Source organism: Shewanella gelidimarina (assembly GCF_023283945.1).
Taxonomy (GTDB): Bacteria; Pseudomonadota; Gammaproteobacteria; order Enterobacterales; family Shewanellaceae; genus Shewanella; species Shewanella gelidimarina.
The window spans coordinates 103,805-122,148 of record NZ_JAKIKW010000005.1 but is presented as its reverse complement, the minus strand read 5'-3'; the positions used below and the strand labels follow the sequence as shown (position 1 = coordinate 122,148).

Annotated in this window: 20 protein-coding genes; 11 read left to right on the top strand and 9 right to left on the bottom strand. The window is 42.2% G+C overall.

What is annotated here, in order from left to right; genetic code table 11:
• The first annotated feature begins 14 nt into the window (after nt 1–14).
• Nucleotides 15–662, top strand: coding sequence for a SecY-interacting protein (syd, locus tag L2729_RS06595; RefSeq protein WP_248987554.1), 648 nt, complete (start codon nt 15–17; stop codon nt 660–662).
• A gap of 93 nt (nt 663–755) precedes the next feature.
• Here syd and L2729_RS06590 read toward each other — a convergent pair whose 3' ends face one another.
• Nucleotides 756–1,529, bottom strand: a complete 774-nt coding sequence (locus L2729_RS06590) for a Zn-ribbon-containing protein (protein WP_248987553.1) — start codon at nt 1,527–1,529, stop codon at nt 756–758.
• Nucleotides 1,529–1,888: a hypothetical protein gene (locus L2729_RS06585; RefSeq protein ID WP_248987552.1), complete on the bottom strand. Its 360-nt coding sequence runs from the start codon at nt 1,886–1,888 to the stop codon at nt 1,529–1,531. Before L2729_RS06585 ends, L2729_RS06590 begins: the two co-directional genes overlap by 1 nt.
• 148 nt (nt 1,889–2,036) lie before the next feature.
• Between L2729_RS06585 and L2729_RS06580 the strand changes: the two genes are divergently transcribed.
• A complete protein-coding gene (locus L2729_RS06580) occupies nt 2,037–2,408 on the top strand; it encodes a DUF3192 domain-containing protein (protein ID WP_248987551.1) in 372 nt (123 codons plus the stop codon).
• 32 nt (nt 2,409–2,440) lie between these two features.
• Here the strand turns inward: L2729_RS06580 and L2729_RS06575 are convergent, their stop codons facing one another.
• A complete protein-coding gene (locus tag L2729_RS06575; protein ID WP_248987550.1) occupies nt 2,441–2,671 on the bottom strand; it encodes a DUF2789 family protein in 231 nt (76 codons plus the stop codon).
• Between the two features lie 218 nt (nt 2,672–2,889).
• Here L2729_RS06575 and L2729_RS06570 point away from each other — a divergent pair, with 218 nt between their 5' ends.
• Nucleotides 2,890–3,528 (top strand): GNAT family N-acetyltransferase, encoded by a 639-nt coding sequence (locus L2729_RS06570; protein WP_248987549.1) that lies wholly within the window; start codon nt 2,890–2,892, stop codon nt 3,526–3,528.
• A complete protein-coding gene (locus L2729_RS06565) occupies nt 3,521–3,823 on the top strand; it encodes an Mpo1-like protein (RefSeq protein ID WP_248987548.1) in 303 nt (100 codons plus the stop codon). The genes L2729_RS06570 and L2729_RS06565 overlap by 8 nt, the downstream gene beginning before the upstream one ends.
• Nucleotides 3,824–5,168: 1,345 nt before the next feature.
• On the opposite strand, the gene L2729_RS06560 is transcribed toward L2729_RS06565, so the two are convergent.
• Nucleotides 5,169–5,567: a DUF3301 domain-containing protein gene (locus L2729_RS06560; protein WP_248987547.1), complete on the bottom strand. Its 399-nt coding sequence runs from the start codon at nt 5,565–5,567 to the stop codon at nt 5,169–5,171.
• Nucleotides 5,564–6,577, bottom strand: coding sequence for a DUF3549 family protein (locus L2729_RS06555; protein ID WP_248987546.1), 1,014 nt, complete (start codon nt 6,575–6,577; stop codon nt 5,564–5,566). The genes L2729_RS06560 and L2729_RS06555 overlap by 4 nt, the downstream gene beginning before the upstream one ends.
• Before the next feature lie 321 nt (nt 6,578–6,898).
• On the opposite strand from L2729_RS06555, the gene L2729_RS06550 reads away from it, so the two are divergent.
• The 4 genes from L2729_RS06550 to purU all read left to right on the top strand — a co-directional run bounded on the left by L2729_RS06550 (nt 6,899) and on the right by purU (nt 10,126).
• Nucleotides 6,899–7,219, top strand: a complete 321-nt coding sequence (locus L2729_RS06550) for a YqcC family protein (protein ID WP_248987545.1) — start codon at nt 6,899–6,901, stop codon at nt 7,217–7,219.
• 25 nt (nt 7,220–7,244) lie between these two features.
• Entirely contained in the window at nt 7,245–8,069 is an 825-nt protein-coding gene (gene truC, locus L2729_RS06545; RefSeq protein WP_248987640.1) for a tRNA pseudouridine(65) synthase TruC, read from the top strand.
• Between the two features lie 278 nt (nt 8,070–8,347).
• Nucleotides 8,348–8,812 carry a flavodoxin gene (locus L2729_RS06540; protein WP_101092717.1) on the top strand — a complete coding sequence of 155 codons (465 nt, stop codon included), beginning with the start codon at nt 8,348–8,350 and terminating at the stop codon, nt 8,810–8,812.
• Between the two features lie 480 nt (nt 8,813–9,292).
• The gene (gene purU, locus L2729_RS06535) at nt 9,293–10,126 is read left to right on the top strand and encodes a formyltetrahydrofolate deformylase (RefSeq protein ID WP_248987544.1); all 834 of its coding nucleotides are present in this window, start codon (nt 9,293–9,295) and stop codon (nt 10,124–10,126) included.
• 56 nt (nt 10,127–10,182) lie between these two features.
• On the opposite strand, the gene L2729_RS06530 is transcribed toward purU, so the two are convergent.
• The 4 genes from L2729_RS06530 to map all read right to left on the bottom strand — a co-directional run bounded on the left by L2729_RS06530 (nt 10,183) and on the right by map (nt 15,504).
• Nucleotides 10,183–10,524: a DUF3718 domain-containing protein gene (locus L2729_RS06530; RefSeq protein ID WP_248987543.1), complete on the bottom strand. Its 342-nt coding sequence runs from the start codon at nt 10,522–10,524 to the stop codon at nt 10,183–10,185.
• A gap of 213 nt (nt 10,525–10,737) precedes the next feature.
• Nucleotides 10,738–11,562 carry a 2,3,4,5-tetrahydropyridine-2,6-dicarboxylate N-succinyltransferase gene (gene dapD, locus L2729_RS06525; protein ID WP_248987542.1) on the bottom strand — a complete coding sequence of 275 codons (825 nt, stop codon included), beginning with the start codon at nt 11,560–11,562 and terminating at the stop codon, nt 10,738–10,740.
• Nucleotides 11,563–11,596: 34 nt separating this feature from the next.
• A complete protein-coding gene (glnD, locus tag L2729_RS06520) occupies nt 11,597–14,152 on the bottom strand; it encodes a bifunctional uridylyltransferase/uridylyl-removing protein GlnD (protein ID WP_248987541.1) in 2,556 nt (851 codons plus the stop codon).
• Between the two features lie 380 nt (nt 14,153–14,532).
• Nucleotides 14,533–15,504 carry a type I methionyl aminopeptidase gene (map, locus tag L2729_RS06515; RefSeq protein WP_283104155.1) on the bottom strand — a complete coding sequence of 324 codons (972 nt, stop codon included), beginning with the start codon at nt 15,502–15,504 and terminating at the stop codon, nt 14,533–14,535.
• A gap of 126 nt (nt 15,505–15,630) precedes the next feature.
• On the opposite strand from map, the gene rpsB reads away from it, so the two are divergent.
• The 3 genes from rpsB (at nt 15,631) to pyrH (ending at nt 18,203) form a co-directional block, all read left to right on the top strand.
• Nucleotides 15,631–16,359, top strand: a complete 729-nt coding sequence (gene rpsB / locus L2729_RS06510) for a 30S ribosomal protein S2 (RefSeq protein ID WP_101092723.1) — start codon at nt 15,631–15,633, stop codon at nt 16,357–16,359.
• A gap of 118 nt (nt 16,360–16,477) precedes the next feature.
• The gene (gene tsf, locus L2729_RS06505) at nt 16,478–17,326 is read left to right on the top strand and encodes a translation elongation factor Ts (RefSeq protein WP_248987539.1); all 849 of its coding nucleotides are present in this window, start codon (nt 16,478–16,480) and stop codon (nt 17,324–17,326) included.
• A 148-nt stretch (nt 17,327–17,474) separates the two neighbouring features.
• The gene (pyrH, locus tag L2729_RS06500; RefSeq protein WP_248987538.1) at nt 17,475–18,203 is read left to right on the top strand and encodes a UMP kinase; all 729 of its coding nucleotides are present in this window, start codon (nt 17,475–17,477) and stop codon (nt 18,201–18,203) included.
• Nucleotides 18,204–18,344 lie beyond the last annotated feature (141 nt).

The following is an 18,344-nucleotide window of genomic DNA, read 5'->3' as shown; positions in this document are numbered from 1 at the left end:
TGGGATCGGCTTAAGTGTCTTCTTTACCTGCTCTGGATATTTTTTTTAACGACTACCAACAAGCCTACTTAGACGCGTTGGGAGAGTACCCTCGATATTATGCGCAGCAACAAGCATCAGAGTGTATTTTGGGCGATGTTGACGTTGGTTCTGAAGAAGCATTGCAATGGAAATCAGTCTCGCGTGAAGTGCCTGGTGTTTTTGATAATGTCGAACATGCACTAGAGCTATCTTTACATGCCGATCTCAGTGCATTTTATGGGGCACATTTTGCAGCGCCATTGATGTTTGACTCACCTTGGGGAACGGGGGAGTTATTGCAGGCGTGGAGTCAGACTGATTTCGAGTATCTGCAGCAAAATATTATTGGTCATCTCATGATGAAAAAGAAGCTCAAACAAGATCCTACCTGGTTTATTGGTGTGTTTGATGATGAAGATAAAATGATCACTATTAACAATGCCGATGGCAGCGTTTGGATTGAAATCCCTGGGGAAAATCAGAGTGAAAAGTTAGCAGATTCGTTAAATGGTTTTATCGCTGAGCTGACGGCGCGAGTGACGCCACCGGTTAAGCTGGTGGAAGAAGATATGCCAGTACTCGATCACCCTGGTATTTGGCAACGTATGAAAATAATGTGGCAGAACTTACGTGGGAAATAGCGGCTAAAGCTTGGATATAAGAGCTTAAATATAACAAATTGGTTAAAAAGGTCGGAATAGTCATGCTACTTCGACCTTTTTAGTTTCGTTACGTTAGAGATGATCCCAAGAGATATTAGAGACGATACGGCAAGGTTTGCAGCGAAAATGAAACATATCTAATAACGGCTCATCTAGTAGCCAACTATCACTACCACATTGTGGACAGCAACGTTTTTTCTCATTGGCTAGGCTTTCTCCGCCAACGCGATAGAGATAGTAATAGGTTGGGATCTTTGTCAGGAATTCAACTCGGCCACGCAAGTCCCAGCCGCGTCTAAACAGGTCACTTTTGTGGCTGGTTAGCTGCTCAAGTGCTGCAAACTCGGCTTTAGTCCCCGCGGCCATTTGTATTTCATCACAAGCTTGCCATTCGGTTTGCCAGCGGATCAACCGTTTATGATCGCCATTGGCTGTCGCTGGTACTTGGTAAAGTGGAATTGGCTGCAGCGTATCACCATTTCTTAGTGGCGAGCAGATATGCACATAACTGGTATAAAGCAGCTGCCAACTTGGTGTCTCTTGGCTAGACACTTCTGAATTGATATCTTGGCCAATATACTTCTCGCGGGGAGCAAGTAGCTTAGCGTCTGTTAACTCAATTAAGGTTTTCTCGACCCAAGGGCTATTGAATCGCTTGGCAAGGCTACTTTTTTCAGGCATTAACAAACGAGCTCTAAACTCACCATCATTGAAAGCGACCGCAAATTCTCGACCGAGTATTTGGCCATTGGCGCGATAAGCTTCTAACAAGCCATTAATGGCTTTTTCGGCGGCAGTGATAGTCGTGTTATCGAAGCATTCAAACCTTAATTCAATAACATGCATTATTTCTCGGCTCCACTGGCATTAAGCGATGCTGACTCAAGCGCTGTTAATCTGTTGATCACGGCTTGATAGTTGGTTTTAAGGGTTAACAGTTCCTGTTCAAGTTGCGCAATTCTTTGTTGTTGTTCAGTGTTGGTTGGAAGTTGCTGAGGTTTTTGCGCTAATGCAGTTAACTGCGCTCTAGTCGGGATTGCGGCTTTGTCTGCCGCATTCATCGATTTGTACTGTTGTAAGCCTTGGATCAGAGTCAACATGGCAACACTGACTGCTAACTTGGTTTTAATTAATGCAAGAGTAGGAGTTCTACCTTCATCGCTGAGCTGTTTTGCGGCGCAGAGTACTTGGTCTAGAGGGCTCATCGTTGGTTAAATTCCTTACTCATTAGTATATTTAGTTAATTGACTGTAATAAACGTCAATTAAACCGTTATAAAACAACGCATTAAATTATGGCATGTAGTTTGCTTTGATGATGTTTATAAAATCAATATAAATACAGGAAGTTAATGTGAAGAATAATATACTAAGTTTAGCGTTTTTTGGGATAGCAAGCATAGGGTTAACTGGTTGCGTGATCAATGTAGGTGATGGTGAATCTGATTGGGATAACAATGGAGCTTGGGAGAAAATCCAAGAAAGTAACCGTGACGGCCTGTCGAGGATCTCACTGGGAATGTCAAAAGAGCAGGTGACAACGCTAATGGGGACTGCTGATTTTAATGAAGCCTATATCCAACAAGATAAAGAAGTGCATGTGCTGTTTTATCGCACACAACGCGTTAAGGGGGACGGCAAGACAACCAAAGATGAGTGTACTCCCGTGGTTATTAGCAATAATGCCGTTGTTGGATGGGGCGAAAAGGCCTACACCAAAATATAATTAGCTCTCTATATTTCTTTAATATCGTGAAGTTACTTTCTTAACAGGGTGTCTAAATGGTCAATTAAATCAGACCATTGGGCATCTTCCGCTAATGCCTCTGCTAGAAAGTGTTGCTGTGATATTGTCCAAAATCCCGCTTGATGAATAAGCAGCCCTTCAGTAATCGTATGTTTTCGTATAAACAGTTCAACTGCTTTAGCATCACTTGGTAAACCGAGCTGTTGAAATAGATGTTCTAGATCTAGAGGGGTGGTGTCCATGATTAACGCTCCGTTGCTATCGTGTTGCTTCCAGTATGGTAGAAAACGACTTAATCCTCCAAGTTTAGTATCGATACTTTTCGACACCCAATGACTCATCCGACCCTCGTCTTATAACAAGATTAAATTTCTGGCAAAGTGAATATTGATTATTATTTGCACTTTTCTACGGGCTTGTTACATTGGTGTTTATGTGATCTAGGTCAAGGAAAATAACAATGGAAAATCAAATCATGGAAGAGTGCCGAGCGGTCTATCTAACGGCTGAAGATTTACGTATTGCCGCCTCAATTCTTTACAATGCTTATCACGATGATCCATTTTTTATGGATGCACTCTATCATGATGACAAGGTGCAATATGAGCAAAAACTGCGTGGCGCTATTCGTGAAGAGTTAAATGAGTTGTGGCAACAGGAACAAGGATTAATCGGCATGTTTTCTGGAGAACGACTCATTGGGGTTGCCTGCATTGCCACTCAACAAGTCCCGCTTGGTGAAGCCCGTTACTGGCATTGGCGTTTGAAAATGTTGATAAGTGCAGGCTGGCAATCGACCCAAGCTTGGATCAAAAAAGAACACCAAATAATTGAAAACCTGCCCAATAGTCGTTGCGGTATTTTACAGTTCATTGCTATAGCAACAAATGAGCAAGGCAAAGGTTACGGTAGTCAATTAGTTAAAACTGTATTGAGTTGGTGTGATGAACAGTTGCAGCTTGATGGCGTTGGTGTGTTTGTTAGCGACCCAGCACATATCGCATTATTTTCAAATCATGGTTTCGACAAATTAGAAGATCTAGAAATAGGCAAGGTGACGGGGGAATTGATGTTTTATAGAGGCCAGACGAATGACTAAACGTTTTAGTAATTTCGCTGAATTCTATCCCTTTTACCTGTCGCAACATCAAAATATAACGTGCAGAGCGCTGCACTATATCGGTAGCTCTCTGGTTATCTTAGTGACTATTTTCGCGCTCTATTCAGGGCAATGGTTACTGTTATGTTTGTTACCCGTCATTGGTTATAGTTTTGCTTGGATTGGACACTTTGTATTTGAAAAGAACAAACCGGCGACATTTAAATATCCCATTTATAGTTTAATGGCTGATTGGGTGATGTTATTTGAAGCCTTTTCAGGCAAGAAGAGATAAAAATATCGGATTCGGATGTCCTTGGCGTAAGAGATCTCTTACTTTTATGTGGGACATCAAATGGCAATATTATTAATATAGTCACTATTGACAGTCTTAGTTCATTATAATCAGTACGTTATAAAAAACCCCTTAAGTTGCATAAATGTTACAAGCTTGGGTGTTTGCTAAAAGACAGTCGCACTGGACTGATAAGCGTATAAAGTTAATTCAAGTAATCAATTGGTAAGCCTTGTGAGTGATAGATTTCGCTATACATCATCATTACCGTTTCGATTCTCAAGTTTAAATATTTAGTGAGTGGATAGGCCAGCTGCTAGTTTAAGGATAAGTTAGCAGCGATTGTATATAGATATTTTAGCCATATCTAAAATCATGCTTGATAGTTAAGGCTAACCTTATTAAACAGTTAGGTATTTGCAGGATGCAACTAGGACAACCTCAGGATGAGGATTTTGGCTTAGGATAAGCTAATAAATGGATTTAGTACGTTGAGTACAAGGATATAAAAGGACTTACAAGGAAGATGCAGGATGCACGTTAAGCAAGGATGATGCAGGGAGCACATATATAGCGGGAAAGCTAAAAAGAAGCTAGATCAGGGCGTACCGAAAGGTACGCCCTTTCTTTTATCTTTGATAAATTGCTCGGATTGATGTGAGAGATCTCTTACAGCTTCGTGCGAAATAAGGCTGATTACTTGCCGGTAACGAATGAGTATTTAGTTAAATCACTTTTTAAACAGCAGTTTACGTAATTATTGTTGTATGACTAAAATGTGACTGCATGTTAAATGTTGCTTCTTGAGCCAATTTTTATCGGGTTTTAGTTTATTATTTGATTGTGCAAGGAAGCATGACAGAAAGGATTTACAGATTAGGATGATCTGAGAGTGACGGAAGGATCCGCACTTAATATGGATAACTATCAAGGACGAGGCTTTCAAGGAATGATTGCCAGAGCGACCAAGGAGTGGTTAAACATTCCAGGATGGAAAGTTTTACTACCTAGGAAGGTAGGATGCTACGGATAGTGAATGAATGGATTCTCAAGGATGATATTGGACACGCTTAGGATGAGCAAGCTTAGTAAAAGGATTACTGAGTAGCAGGGATGAGTATCGAAAGATACAAGGAAAGAAAAGGACACATGGACGACGCAGGGAGCACAGTTACGCATGGATGGTGCAAGGAGCATTAAAATAGCAGGATGAGCTTACAAAAGAAATAGCGAAAGCGCGTCTCCTATGGAGCCGCGCTTTTTCTTTGTCCGCAATTTGTGCTTTAGCGCAAAGATGAAGGCAATGGGTACTGTTTAACCTAGACCGGGAATGCTCTCCGTCTGGTTACTTACACCCACCAGAACTACAATTGCTTTTAGAGCGACCACCACCACAGCTTCCGCCGACAGACCCACGAGATTCTGGTGCATCATGCCATTCAGGTTCTGGAAAAATAGGCCACTGTACTTTGTGGATTTTTTTACCGTGCATCCACAAGCTTCCGCTATATTGATTAATGCCATCGGTACTAAATTCAAATAGATATTTTACTTTCCAAGTGAAACCAGTACTGCCCCCGAAGCTTGGTTTTGCTGTTTCCTGAGCGATGGCAAGCAGTTGTACCTTTTGTTTTTGGCACTCTTTGGTCGCAAAAGTACGGCTCATTTCTGCCATTTGCCTTAACTGCCAAAAAAAGGCCGCGATAACAACTACCGCTACGATTAATAAGAAATCTGTCATCATGCTTTAATTACCTTAAATAAGCCGCCAATAGCTGCAGAAAGTGCTGCACTTCGGTTAGGGTTTCGCAATTGAGTTAACAGTTGTGTGCGAATTAATGGAATAGCCACAATATCAGCAAAAATCTGGTTAAAGAAGTGTTGTTCTTGTTTGGCAAGTGCTTCTAAGTAGATACTGAGAGTTGGCTCATCTTTTAACGCTGACCAATTACGAGCAGCAATGGTAATCAACATATCTGCAGATAAACCATTGCAGCTGGCCAAATACGCGATTGCCTGCTGGCTCTGCTCAGGGTGAGATGCTAATGCCCTTAAAAGGTAAGCTTGGCTTTCTGTGGAAGCTGCAGCAAACTTTTCGAAAAGTTGTGTTGCGAGTGCATCATCGATAGTTAAGTGCTCTAGGCACTGGCACATAGCAATTTGTACTTCTACAGCTGCGCGATCGAAACTGGCATTAATATGCTGTTGATGATCAAGTTCAGCCGCTCTAACACAAACATCTGCAATGCCCTGCATTCCAATGCTTTGCCAGTTTTCAGCTGGATGTTGTCCAGATAAATATTGATGGGCAAATTCATATTGGCTAGAGGCTTTTTCACCGAGTTGCTGTCGCACTAACGCGTTAAATACGGCTAACTTTTCTTGAGAAGGCTTAAAGTTAAAAGGGTGGTTAGCGAGTTGCTCTTGCTGGTGGTCGGTTAAAGGTTGGGTGGGGTCTCTGCCTAAGGCTTCAATTATCATCTTGATGAATTGAGTTCGCGGCGCTGGTGAAAGCAAGCCACGTTCATCGAGCGCTAATTTTATAAACCAAATGTAGTGTTGTTGGCTTGCATCCCAAAAGACAATCGCAAACTGAGCATGTCCCTGAATTGGAGAGGGATAAGGCGTGAGTAACGCTTCAATTTGCTGAAACGCCACCATATCGATATGTTGAACTCTACGGCCCATATCATAAACTTGGAATTGGGTTTTTGCCGTTTTAAGAAATTGGCTAAGGGTCGTTATTTCAGTCATATCGCTATCGAGTCAGTATTAATTAATCCACATTATAGGGATAACTGCGGCTAGATGGTATGATCTGATGCTAAATTTCATTTAGTCGTTTAAATTCTAGTTGGCGGTAGTTTATTGCACTGGAAGTGAAGGTGCTAGAGACGAGATTACGCTAGTACGGTCTAATAAATACTCTTTCTCATAGCACTATTTATTCTCAATTCCCCCAGTGAATCTGTACTTATGATAAGCCTAAGTTAACCCGCAGAAAATGTTCTAAATGAAAAAGCTAAATGATATCGGTCATTTTGCAGACCTATTCATGCAACAGGAGTGTTAGCCTTGTTAACCCATTTGACCCGACACCAGCTTATTAAATTGCAAGATGAGCTTGTCAGTGCTGCATTATGGAGTGCTACTCTACCGTCAGAAAGTGCGATGCAAAGTAGCGCGCCGTTTGCCTGTGATACCATGGCATTTGAACAGTGGCTACAATTTATTTTAATCCCTAAAATGCATTATCTACTCGATAGTGCGATGCCGCTACCAAAAGCGATAGCGGTTGCCCCCATGGCGGAACATGTATGGGCAGGCAAACCTGAATTTTGTCGCATAATTAAAACCATTACAGAATTAGATGAGCTACTAAGTGAAACAAACTAAAGCTGAATTAACCCAAACTGATGAGATAGATGAGGCGCAAGAGCTTACTGAGCTTGAAGAGTTAGGCCTAGAAGATGAGCCTGCTCCTTATATCGAGATCTTATTTGAAGATGATGATGTTGTCGCTATTCATAAGCCTGCTGCCTTATTGGTTCACCGCAGTTATTTAGCGAGGCGAGAACGGTTTTTTGCTATGCAGTTAACGCGGGATAAAGTGGGGTGTCATGTTTTCCCTGTGCATCGCTTAGACAGGCCCACATCGGGTATCTTGTTATTTGCTAAAAGCAGTGAAATGGCTAAGGCATTGTGTGAACAGTTTGCCTCTCACACTATTGATAAAGAATATTTAGCCATTGTTCGCGGTAATATGTATGACGCTGCAACCTTAGACTATGCCCTAAAAGTGGAGTTGGACGAGTTAGGTGATAAAGATGTAGACCCCAATAAAGCCGCGCAAAATGCGGTGACTTCATATCGCCCTATACTCAATAGCGAGATCCCTTTTGCCTCAGGTCGTTACGCAACGAGTCGATACGCACTGGTCCATCTTTCTCCACACACTGGACGTAAACATCAATTGCGCCGTCATATGGCACATCTACGCCACCCTATACTTGGGGATACAACGCATGGTGATGGTAAGCAGAATAAATTTTTTAGAGATCACTTTGGAGTGAATCGATTGTGGCTCATTGCTAAAAAACTCAGCTTTAACCATCCAAGAACGGGCGAGCGAGTTCATATTGAAACCGAACTTGAGCAGGAATGGCTAGACTTGTTTGAAGGGCTCGGATGGCAAGAAGAGGCATTGTCTAATGCTAACAATGCCATACAAATTGCAGATAATTAAGCAGTAGGCTTAATGCTGTCTTTTAACTCAATAGTTGAAGTTTGTTCATTACTATACGAGGCTTTCAAATATTCTAGTTGTTTTACGGTATGGAAATAGCACATTCTTCTAATATGTGCTGAACGATTGAGGTGTTTACGGTGTTTTTGTCTGCAAGAGTGTCTCATTACGGCTGGTCCTCGTACACATTCACTTTTAATTGCTGCGAGGCTTGCAGCAATGTTCATCGATACAGTATGTTAAGGATATAACTAAATGGCTTTTAGGCGAAGTAAAACATGAAAAAAGTGAATCTAGTTTTTGGAACAGTTTACGGTGGTGCGCAATATGTCGCAGAAACTCTACAACAGGCATTAACAGACTTGGGGCGTGAAGCTGTTTTGTATCAAAGCGACGAACTTGTAGGTTTTGTTCCGCCTCAAGATGAATTGCTATTGCTGATATGCTCGACAACAGGCCAAGGCGATCTTCCTGATGAGATCCAGTCATGGTTTTACGATATGCAGTCTAAAGCCCCATATCTGCCCGAGCTAAAGTTTGGCGTAATAGGGTTAGGGGATTCAAGTTATGAAACCTTTTGCGGTGCAGCTGAACAACTAGCAGCGCTATTCGAAGAGCTTGGCGCAACACGATTAGGTGATTTCTTAAAGATTGACGCCGGAGAAACCATGGAGCCAGAAGTCGAGGCGTTAGCATGGTTGCCTAGCTGGAATGAGCTCATTGATAAAGACCTAGCGGCTTAACTTTGTTACCCGTCGCCAAATAGGGCTACCCTTTGGCGACGGGTCACTAAATTAATGCTTGATCACGCTTCGGTGATCACAGAACATCAAATGCTGAGGTCATCAACGGTCAGTTGCATGACATTCTAGATGTAAAAAAATTCACTTTCACTCAATCGATTATTCAGCTAATTGCACCTCCTTTTCTATTGTTCAACACTTTCTATAACAGCTTTCTGACCTTATTTCTGTCGAGGTTTTTACGTTTTACGTGCAGAGATTGAGTGATTAAGTGGCTTAGTAATCACTGACGTTGTTATTCCATTCGCGCTATACATTGATGGTTATTCATTAAAGCAGCCAAATAACGAGTGCTTTAATAATCGATTCGCTATTTGTCGGTTTATTATTTAGGCAAGGTTGTTTTCATCAATCAAGCCATTTAAGTTGAACTTGGCTCATGTCACTTAAGATATGCGCAATCTGACGGCGAGAAAACCTATGGAACGTAAGGTACTGATTATTGACTGTGCCGATGCGCCAGGACTTATCACTAAGATCACGGGGGTGTGCTTTGCTCATGGCCTCAATATTGTTAAGAACAGTGAATTTGTAGATAACGCTCAGGGGCGTTTTTTTATGCGAACCGAACTAGAAGGGCTGTTTGAACCCGTTAGTTTGTTAGCTCAATTACAGAGCGTGTTACCAACAAAAAATCATACTAAGTTGGTTGATGTCGGTAAAAAACGTATTGTGGTGATGGTGACTAAAGAGGCACATTGCATTGGTGACTTGCTGATTAAATCGTATTCCGGTGCGCTAGATGCTGAGATTGTTGCTGTTGTAGGTAACTACGATCTGCTGGCCCCTTTGACGGAGAAATTTGATGTGCCATTTCATTATATTAGCCATCAAGATATGAATCGTAACGAGCATGAGCAAGCGATGTTGGACGTTATCAATGGCTATCAACCCGATTACGTCGTACTCGCCAAATTCATGCGGGTATTGACGCCGGAATTTGTGGGCCAATATCCCGATAAGATTATTAATATTCACCACTCATTTCTACCCGCTTTTATTGGTGCGTCACCGTATAGACAGGCGTGGGAGCGAGGCGTTAAAATTATCGGTGCTACTGCTCACTTTGTGACGAACTCATTGGATGAAGGTCCCATTATTAAGCAAGACGTTATCCCAGTTGATCACAGTTATAGCGTGGAGGCACTGTCGAAATGTGGCCGCGATGTCGAAAAAAGTGTACTGAGTAAGGCATTGCAACTGGTCATTAATGAGGATGTGGTGGTATACGGGAATAAAACGGTGGTTTTTTAGCGTTCGTGGACAATAAAAAAGAGACCTTTGTCTCTTTTTTATGCCAGATAAACAGTTTAAAAATTAACAACGTAAAGATCGTTATCTTGCTCCGTTTGTGCAATATCCTTAATTGTTACGGTACCTCTAGCATAGGGCGCAATTTTTGCTGCTGTTTTATCAGCACCAGCATTAAGCGCAAAGTTGTAAAATGATTCACCATTACAAACCAATTTTGGGAATATTCGGCTTTTATTTATGTGGTAACTCTTCATAGTGTAGTTGAATTGATAAATGCGGTTACTGGCTCCTGCTTTACAGACAGATACGAGTGCGGTTTCCATTTGAGATGTCATCGCGGCATTTGCGCTAAAAGTCATTGCTAGCGCGGCGCCTGCTATCGCTAAAATCTTGATCATGTCCTGCTCCTACTCTTCCATTGGGGTTCACCATTGAGTAAAGCTCATCGTGTGCAGAAAATTGTTACCATTGTGTAGCTAACTGTATCAAGGTGTGGAGTCTGGATCATTGTATGACTCTGGGTAACAAAATGTTTCATTTGAGCAGGGATTTTAGCAATGCATAAAAAAACCCACTAAAAAGTGGGTTTTTTCATGGTGTAATCGAACACGTTAATCAACGATGCGTAGTAGCTCGTTAATACCAACTTTACTGCGCGTCTTAGCATCAACTTTTTTTACAATGATAGCGGCATACAAGCTGTATGTGCCACATTTAGAGGGGAGGTTACCAGAAACGACGACAGAGCCAGCAGGCACTCGACCATAATGAACTTCACCCGTTTCACGATCAAAAATACGCGTGCTCTGGCCGATGTAAACACCCATTGAGATAACGCTGCCTTCTTCAACAACCACGCCTTCTACAATTTCTGAACGTGCGCCAATGAAACAGTTGTCTTCAATAATGGTAGGACCGGCTTGTAGTGGCTCCAAAACGCCGCCAATTCCGACACCACCTGATAGATGTACATTCTTACCAATTTGGGCACAAGAACCTACAGTCGCCCATGTATCTACCATAGAACCTTCATCAACATAGGCGCCTAGGTTTACATAAGAAGGCATCAATACAGTGTTACGACCAATAAACGAGCCTTTACGAACTGCTGCAGGTGGCACTACTCGAATAGCTTCTGCTCTGAAGCGAGCTTCATCATAGTCGGCAAATTTCATTGGAACTTTATCGTAGTACTTGGTTTCGCCGCCATCGATAACAGCGTTATCAAAGATACGGAATGAAAGTAACACGGCTTTCTTTAGCCATTGGTGAACATGCCATTCGCCATCAATTTTTTCTGCGACTCTTGCTTCGCCTTTATCTAGCATTGCAATGACTTTCTCAACATCTGCGCGAACACTTGGTTCTACTGATGTTGGGGTTATTTCAGCGCGAGCTTCAAAAGCCGCCTCTATACGTTGGCGTAAAGCCTCCATTTACTTCTCCCGGTATTATTGTTTATTAATATGTCTAAAGTGCACTGGTGAGTGCTTCTCGTAATTTTATCTGCTGCGCTTCATTTAACTGCTCGCCTTCGACAGTTTGCAATAGAAAAAAATCTTCTGCTCTCTCACCTATGGTAGATATTTTTGCGGCTAATAATCGAGTTTCACAGCGATACAAGACTTCGCCAACTCTTGCCAGTAAGCCTGGTGAATCTAATGCAATGAGTTCCATCATACTTGTACCATGACGACGGGTAGGAGGGAAACTGACCTGAGTCGCAACTTTAAAAGGTTTCATCTTTCTTGACAGATTTCTGAATTTTGGCAACTTTGGTGTATCACTGCTTAAGGCTTTAATTAACGTTTTCTTAATACCTTGGATCCGCGATAGCTGCGACACTGGCTTGCCATCTTGTTCTAAAATAACAAAAGAGTCTAGTGCATACTTATCTTTCGAGATCATGACTGTAGCGTCATGCACATTAATATTTTTATTGTCCAAAATTGCCATGACAGTGGCGAATAGTTTGGGTTTATCCTTACCATAAACAAACAGTTCAGTGCCGCCTCGGGTAGTATGTTTAGAGATCAATACCAAGGTTTCGTCATTTTTGTGCTTAATTATCGATTCGGCGTGCCATGCTATTTGGTTCGGTTGGTGACGCAAGAAGTAATCAGCTTTAAAGCGTTGCCATAACGTATCTAAATCTTTCTCTTTAATACCACGGCGTATAAGGTCCTTTTTAGCTTTAGCTTGGTGTTCACGTACACGCGCTCTGATATCAACGGGTTTTTCTTTGCCTCTTGCTAATACCCGTTGTGTTGAAAAATAGAGGTCACGTAATAGTGAACCTTTCCAGCTATTCCAAGTTTTTTCGTTAGTGGCACATATATCCGCCACCGTCAGGCAGTAAAGGTAACTGAGGTGAACGGTGTCACGGACTTTTTCGGCAAAATCACCGATGACATCAGGGTCTGATATATCTCGTCTTTGTGCAATGAATGACATAACAAGATGGTTCTCTACTAGCCAGCTGACCAGTCGTCCATCATGGTCGTTGAGCCCATGCTGTTTGCAAAACTCCAGAGCATCAACGGCGCCTAACTTACTATGGTCGCCACCACGACCTTTACCAATATCATGAAAAATAGCCGCTAATACCAGTAAACCTTTTTTAGGCAGTTGGTTGATGAGTACCGAACCAAGCGGAAACTCTTCTCTCTGCTCTTGTTGAGAAAATCGGTCGATATTAAGTAGCAGTCGATGGGTGTGTTCATCTACGGTATACGCATGAAAAAGATCGAACTGCATCTGTCCTTCGATACGTTTCCAAGCGGGTAGGTAAGCAGACAAAATACCATGATTATGCATGAGCGATAGCGATACAATACCGCGTGGATGGCGCAATATTTCCATAAAGAGTTTACGGCATCGCTCATCGCACATTAGCGGTTGTGTTAGCGTTCTTCTGGCCAGTCTTAGGCTGCGTAAAGTCACCGCGTAAATAGATTTCACGTTTGAATTTTTGGCAACGCATAGGAACAATCGAAGAATGTTTTCTGGCGTATCGAACAAGTCCGGACGAAGACTTTCTATGAATGCTCCTCGTCGCTGGAATTGTTTATCAATTGGTATGACTTCTAACGCTTTAATATGGCCTAGCGTTGCGCGTTTAAACAGCTGCAAAAGCATTTGATTAAGTTCCATTACCCGCCTGACAGTGCGGTAATAGCGCTTCATCATCTGCTCTACCGCGAGTTGGGTTTGGTCCTCATATCCCATTAAATCTGCAACTTGTCGCTGCAAGTCAAACAACAGTCGGTTTTCATCTCTGCCTGATATTAAGTGTAAGCAGCAGCGCAGTTGCCACAAGAAATCTTGGCATTCGAGTAACTCAGCTAACTCATGAGGCTCTAAAAAGTCATATACGACAAGATCTTCTAGCTTGTCAGCATTAAAATGCCGCATCGCTACCCAGGCTACGGTTTGAATATCGCGTAAGCCCCCAGGGCAACTCTTTAAATTGGGCTCCAAATCAAATGCGTTGGCTTTGGTGTGACGGGCTATCTGTTCGTCACGTTTAGCGACATAAAAGTCGCTACTGGGCCAAAAATCATCTTGGCGAATATTATAATAAAGAGTGTTAAATAGTGTTTGCGGACCGCATAGCAGACGAGATTCAAGTAGATTGGTTGCGATAGTAATGTCAGAGCGACCTTGCGAAAGGGTTTCGTCTATGGAACGTACACTGTGACCGACTTCTAGACCCGCATCCCAAAGGAAGGCGATAAAGGCACTCAAGGCTTGTTCAGCATTGACGGTTAATTCACCGTCGGTAAGAAACAGCAAATCGACATCGGATTGAGGGTGTAATTCGCCGCGCCCATAGCCACCAACTGCAATGAGTGAAATAGGAAATGCTTGTAAACCATGTGTAAGCCACTCTTTCTGTAATAGGGCATCAACATGCTGGCTGCGCTCACTCACTATCGCACGAATATCTGATTTATCATTAAACGAATCTAATAATGTGCAGTTTAAATCGATAAGAACGCTTTTTGCTGTTTGGGCACTATTCATTATTATTTTCTTTAATGCGTGACTGTATTAGTGTGATTATCTATGCAATAAAACTAAATTTGAAGAGCTTTATGACTATAAATCATATCGGGATAGTGAAGAATGAGATCTTAAGGACAACTTACTTAGGGTTCGTTTCAATACTTTTAGTCTTTTATGAATAGAATGCGTTACGAGCTTTTCGCTTAGCCAGCTAAGCATCGTCGCTCAAGCCTTGTACTTAAATCATTATTCTTTACGGGAAAGAGTGGAACAAAAACTAAGCTCGAAAGATCAACAGCCCCTAGCAGAGAGCTTAGTAGAAAGGTTGGCGACGGTGTTTATTAATACAAAAATAGGCGTGATAAATCACGCCTATTAAATTTATTGTATTTAATTATTTAGTGATTAATTATGCGAGGTAAATCTTTTTCTTCTTCGCGTAAAGTCAGCACTTCTACACCGGTTTTAGTGACAAGCAATGTGTGCTCCCACTGTGCAGAGTTTTTGCCATCTGATGTGGTTACTGTCCAGTTGTCACTCTTATCGAGGATACTGGTGTGACGTCCGGCATTGATCATTGGTTCGATGGTAAAGCACATACCTGGGCGAAGCACCGTTTTGTCATTATTCTTATAATGCATGACTTGTGGTTCTTCATGGAAGACAGCACCGATACCGTGACCACAATAATCGGTCACTATGCTGTATTTTTCTAGCCCCGTTTTTTTAGATTTAATGAACTTTTCTATTAAAGTGCCAATTTCACCTAACTTCATGCCTGGGCGGACTTTTTTAATACTGGCATAAAGGCTTTCTTGAGCGATACGGCAAAGACGAGCATTTTTAGGGCTAACATCACCGATTAAAAACATCTTTGAAGTATCACCATGGTAACCATCAACTATCACAGTGATGTCGATATTGAGGATGTCACCGTCAGCGAGGGCGGTGTCATTGGGAATACCGTGGCAAATAACACTATTCACTGATGTACATATAGATTTCGGAAAACCATGGTAATCAAGTGGTGCCGAAATAGCGCCGTTATCTTCAGTAAATGTTGCGCAAATTTCATTTAGTTCGTTGGTTGTCACACCGGCTTTAATATGCGGCGCAATCATTTCGAGTACTTGGGCTGCAAGTTTCCCTGCGACGCGCATTTTGTCAATTTCTTCAGCTGTCTTGATTACTATGCTCATTCTTATGTCTCTTATGTCTTTTGATTGGTCGTCTTGCTTTGGGGGGATTATACCGCAAAAACTCCGCAAATATTTGTGCTTTTTTTCTAAATATGGTATAAAGCGCGCCGTTATGGTTGACTCTTGACGTTCCACTTCATGTGGGAAGCAAAGCGTTAATCTGGCCGCCATTATACATGGCTAATGCTAAATACTAAATCACACACATATCGACACGTTCTTCGGGGTGCCCTTAACCGGGTCGAAGATATGGGATATGTGGAGGTCTAACCCCCAAATTATTTAAAGGTAAATAAAATGACTACAGTTTCAATGCGCGACATGCTTCAAGCCGGTGTTCACTTCGGTCACCAAACTCGTTACTGGAACCCAAAGATGAAGCCTTTCATCTTTGGCGCACGTAACGGCGTTCATATCATTAACTTAGAGCACACAGTGCCTATGTTCAATGAAGCACTAGCGTTCATTAGCAACATCGCTTCTAAAAAAGGTAAGGTTCTTTTCGTTGGTACTAAGCGTGCTGCGAGCGAAGCTATCAAAGAATCTGCTGTTTCTTGTGACCAGTTCTACGTCGATCACCGTTGGTTAGGTGGTATGTTGACTAACTGGAAAACAGTTCGTCAATCAATTAAGCGTCTTAAAGATCTTGAAAGCCAAGCTATTGATGGTACTTTCGACAAGCTTACTAAGAAAGAAGCGCTTATGCGTACTCGTGAACTTGAGAAACTAGAAAAATCTCTTGGTGGTATTAAGAACATGGCTGGTCTTCCAGACGTGATCTTCGTAATCGGTGCTGACCATGAGCATATTGCGATTAAAGAAGCTAACAACTTAGGTATTCCAGTTGTTGCTGTTGTTGATACAAACTCTTCTCCAGACGGTATCAACTACATCATTCCTGGTAATGATGATGCTATGCGTTCGATCCGTTTATACACTGAGTCTGTTGCTACCGCTGCTAAAGCTGGCCGTAACCAAGACCTAGCTGTTCAAGCTGAGCAAGACGGTTTCGTAGAAGCTGAATAATAAGGTTGATGATTTTCATCTCCCCTTATTAACCAAGATACTTGATTGGTAAACAGGGGCCTCTGGCCCCTGTTTTATATCTATTGAATTTGACGAATTATCTGTAGAGGATTTAACAATGGCAATTACTGCTGCCCAAGTTAAAGAACTTCGTGACCGCACTGGCGCTGGCATGATGGACTGTAAGAAAGCATTGACTGAAACTGATGGTGACATCGAGCTTGCGATTGATGCAATGCGTAAGAGCGGTGCTGCAAAGGCTGCTAAAAAAGCGGGTAACATCGCTGCTGAAGGTACAATTCTTATTAAGAATGGCGAAGGTTTCGCTGCACTTTTAGAAGTTAACTGTCAAACTGACTTCGTTGCAAAAGACGCAAGCTTCCTAGCATTTGCTAACTCTGTTCTAGAAGTTGCTGCTGCATCTAAAGTGACTATCGAAGAATTGAAAGCACAGTTTGAAGAAACGCGTGTTGCACTTGTGACTAAGATCGGTGAAAACATCAATGTACGTCGTATCGAGTACATTGATGGTGCAAACCTTGCTACTTACCGTCACGGTGAGCGCATCGGTGTTGTTGTTGCTGGTGAAGCTGACGAAGAGACTCTAAAGCACATTGCAATGCACGTTGCTGCTTCAAAGCCTGAATTCGTTAACCCTGAAGATGTTCCTGCTGCTCTTGTTGCAAAAGAAGAAGCACTTCAGATCGAAATCGCTATGAACGAAGGCAAGCCTGAAGAGATTGCTAAGAAAATGGTTCTAGGTCGTATGAAGAAGTTTACTGGTGAGATATCTCTTACTGGCCAAGCTTACATCATGGAACCTAAGAAAACAGTTGGCACTATTCTTAAAGAGAAAGGCGCTTCTGTTTCAAACTTCGTTCGTTTAGAAGTTGGCGAAGGTATCGCGAAGAAAGTAGAAGATTTTGCTGCTGAAGTAGCTGCAACTCTTGCTTCTACAAAAGGTTAATCTCCTTTTGTAGTCAACATAAGACCGTAGCAACTGCTGCGGTCTTATTGTATTTACTGAAATAACTTTATGATGTAAGAGATGAATACTGCATTGTGAGGCTATTTGAGTATACAATTCCCTAAAGCCATTATCAGGACTAATAAATATGAGTACCAATCCTAAACCTGCTTATCGCCGTGTTCTTTTAAAACTAAGTGGTGAAGCGCTAATGGGTGAAGAAGGCTTCGGCATCGACCCTAAAGTGCTTGATCGCATGGGACAGGAGATTAAAGAACTTGTCGAATTAGGTATTCAAGTCGGTGTTGTCATAGGGGGTGGTAACCTGTTTCGTGGCGAAGGTTTAGCAAAAGCGGGTATGAATCGTGTTGTCGGCGACCATATGGGTATGCTGGCTACGGTTATGAATGGTTTGGCGATGCGTGATTCATTGCATCGTGCTTATGTAAATGCACGTTTGATGTCAGCAATTCCATTGAAAGGTGTTTGTGATGATTACAACTGGGCAGAGGCTATTAGCTTGCTAAAGTCAGGTCGAGTCGTTATTTTTGCTGCGGGTACCGGTAATCCATTCTGTACTACAGATTCTGCAGCGTGTTTACGCGGCATTGAAATTGAAGCAGAGATTGTGATTAAAGGAACCAAGGTTGATGGCGTTTATTCCGATGACCCAGTGAAGAATCCTGAAGCCGTTAAATATGATCAAATGGTCTACAACGAAGTACTCGACAAAGAATTAAAAGTGATGGATTTGGCCGCATTTACATTGGCCAGAGATCACAATATGCCAATACTTGTTTTCAACATGAATAAACCTGGCGCATTGCGTCGCGTGATCATGGGCGAGCAAGAAGGCACACTCATTAACGCTGGTTAATTAACGCAGTGATTATAGCCCATCGTGGGTATTCAAGCTGTAAGTAAACAGGTTTCGACAATGTGACTCTAGGTTGAGTGCTACTCTGCATTAGCAGATGCTAGCCTAGGTAACATTGTCACACGCGACAAGGCATGTGTA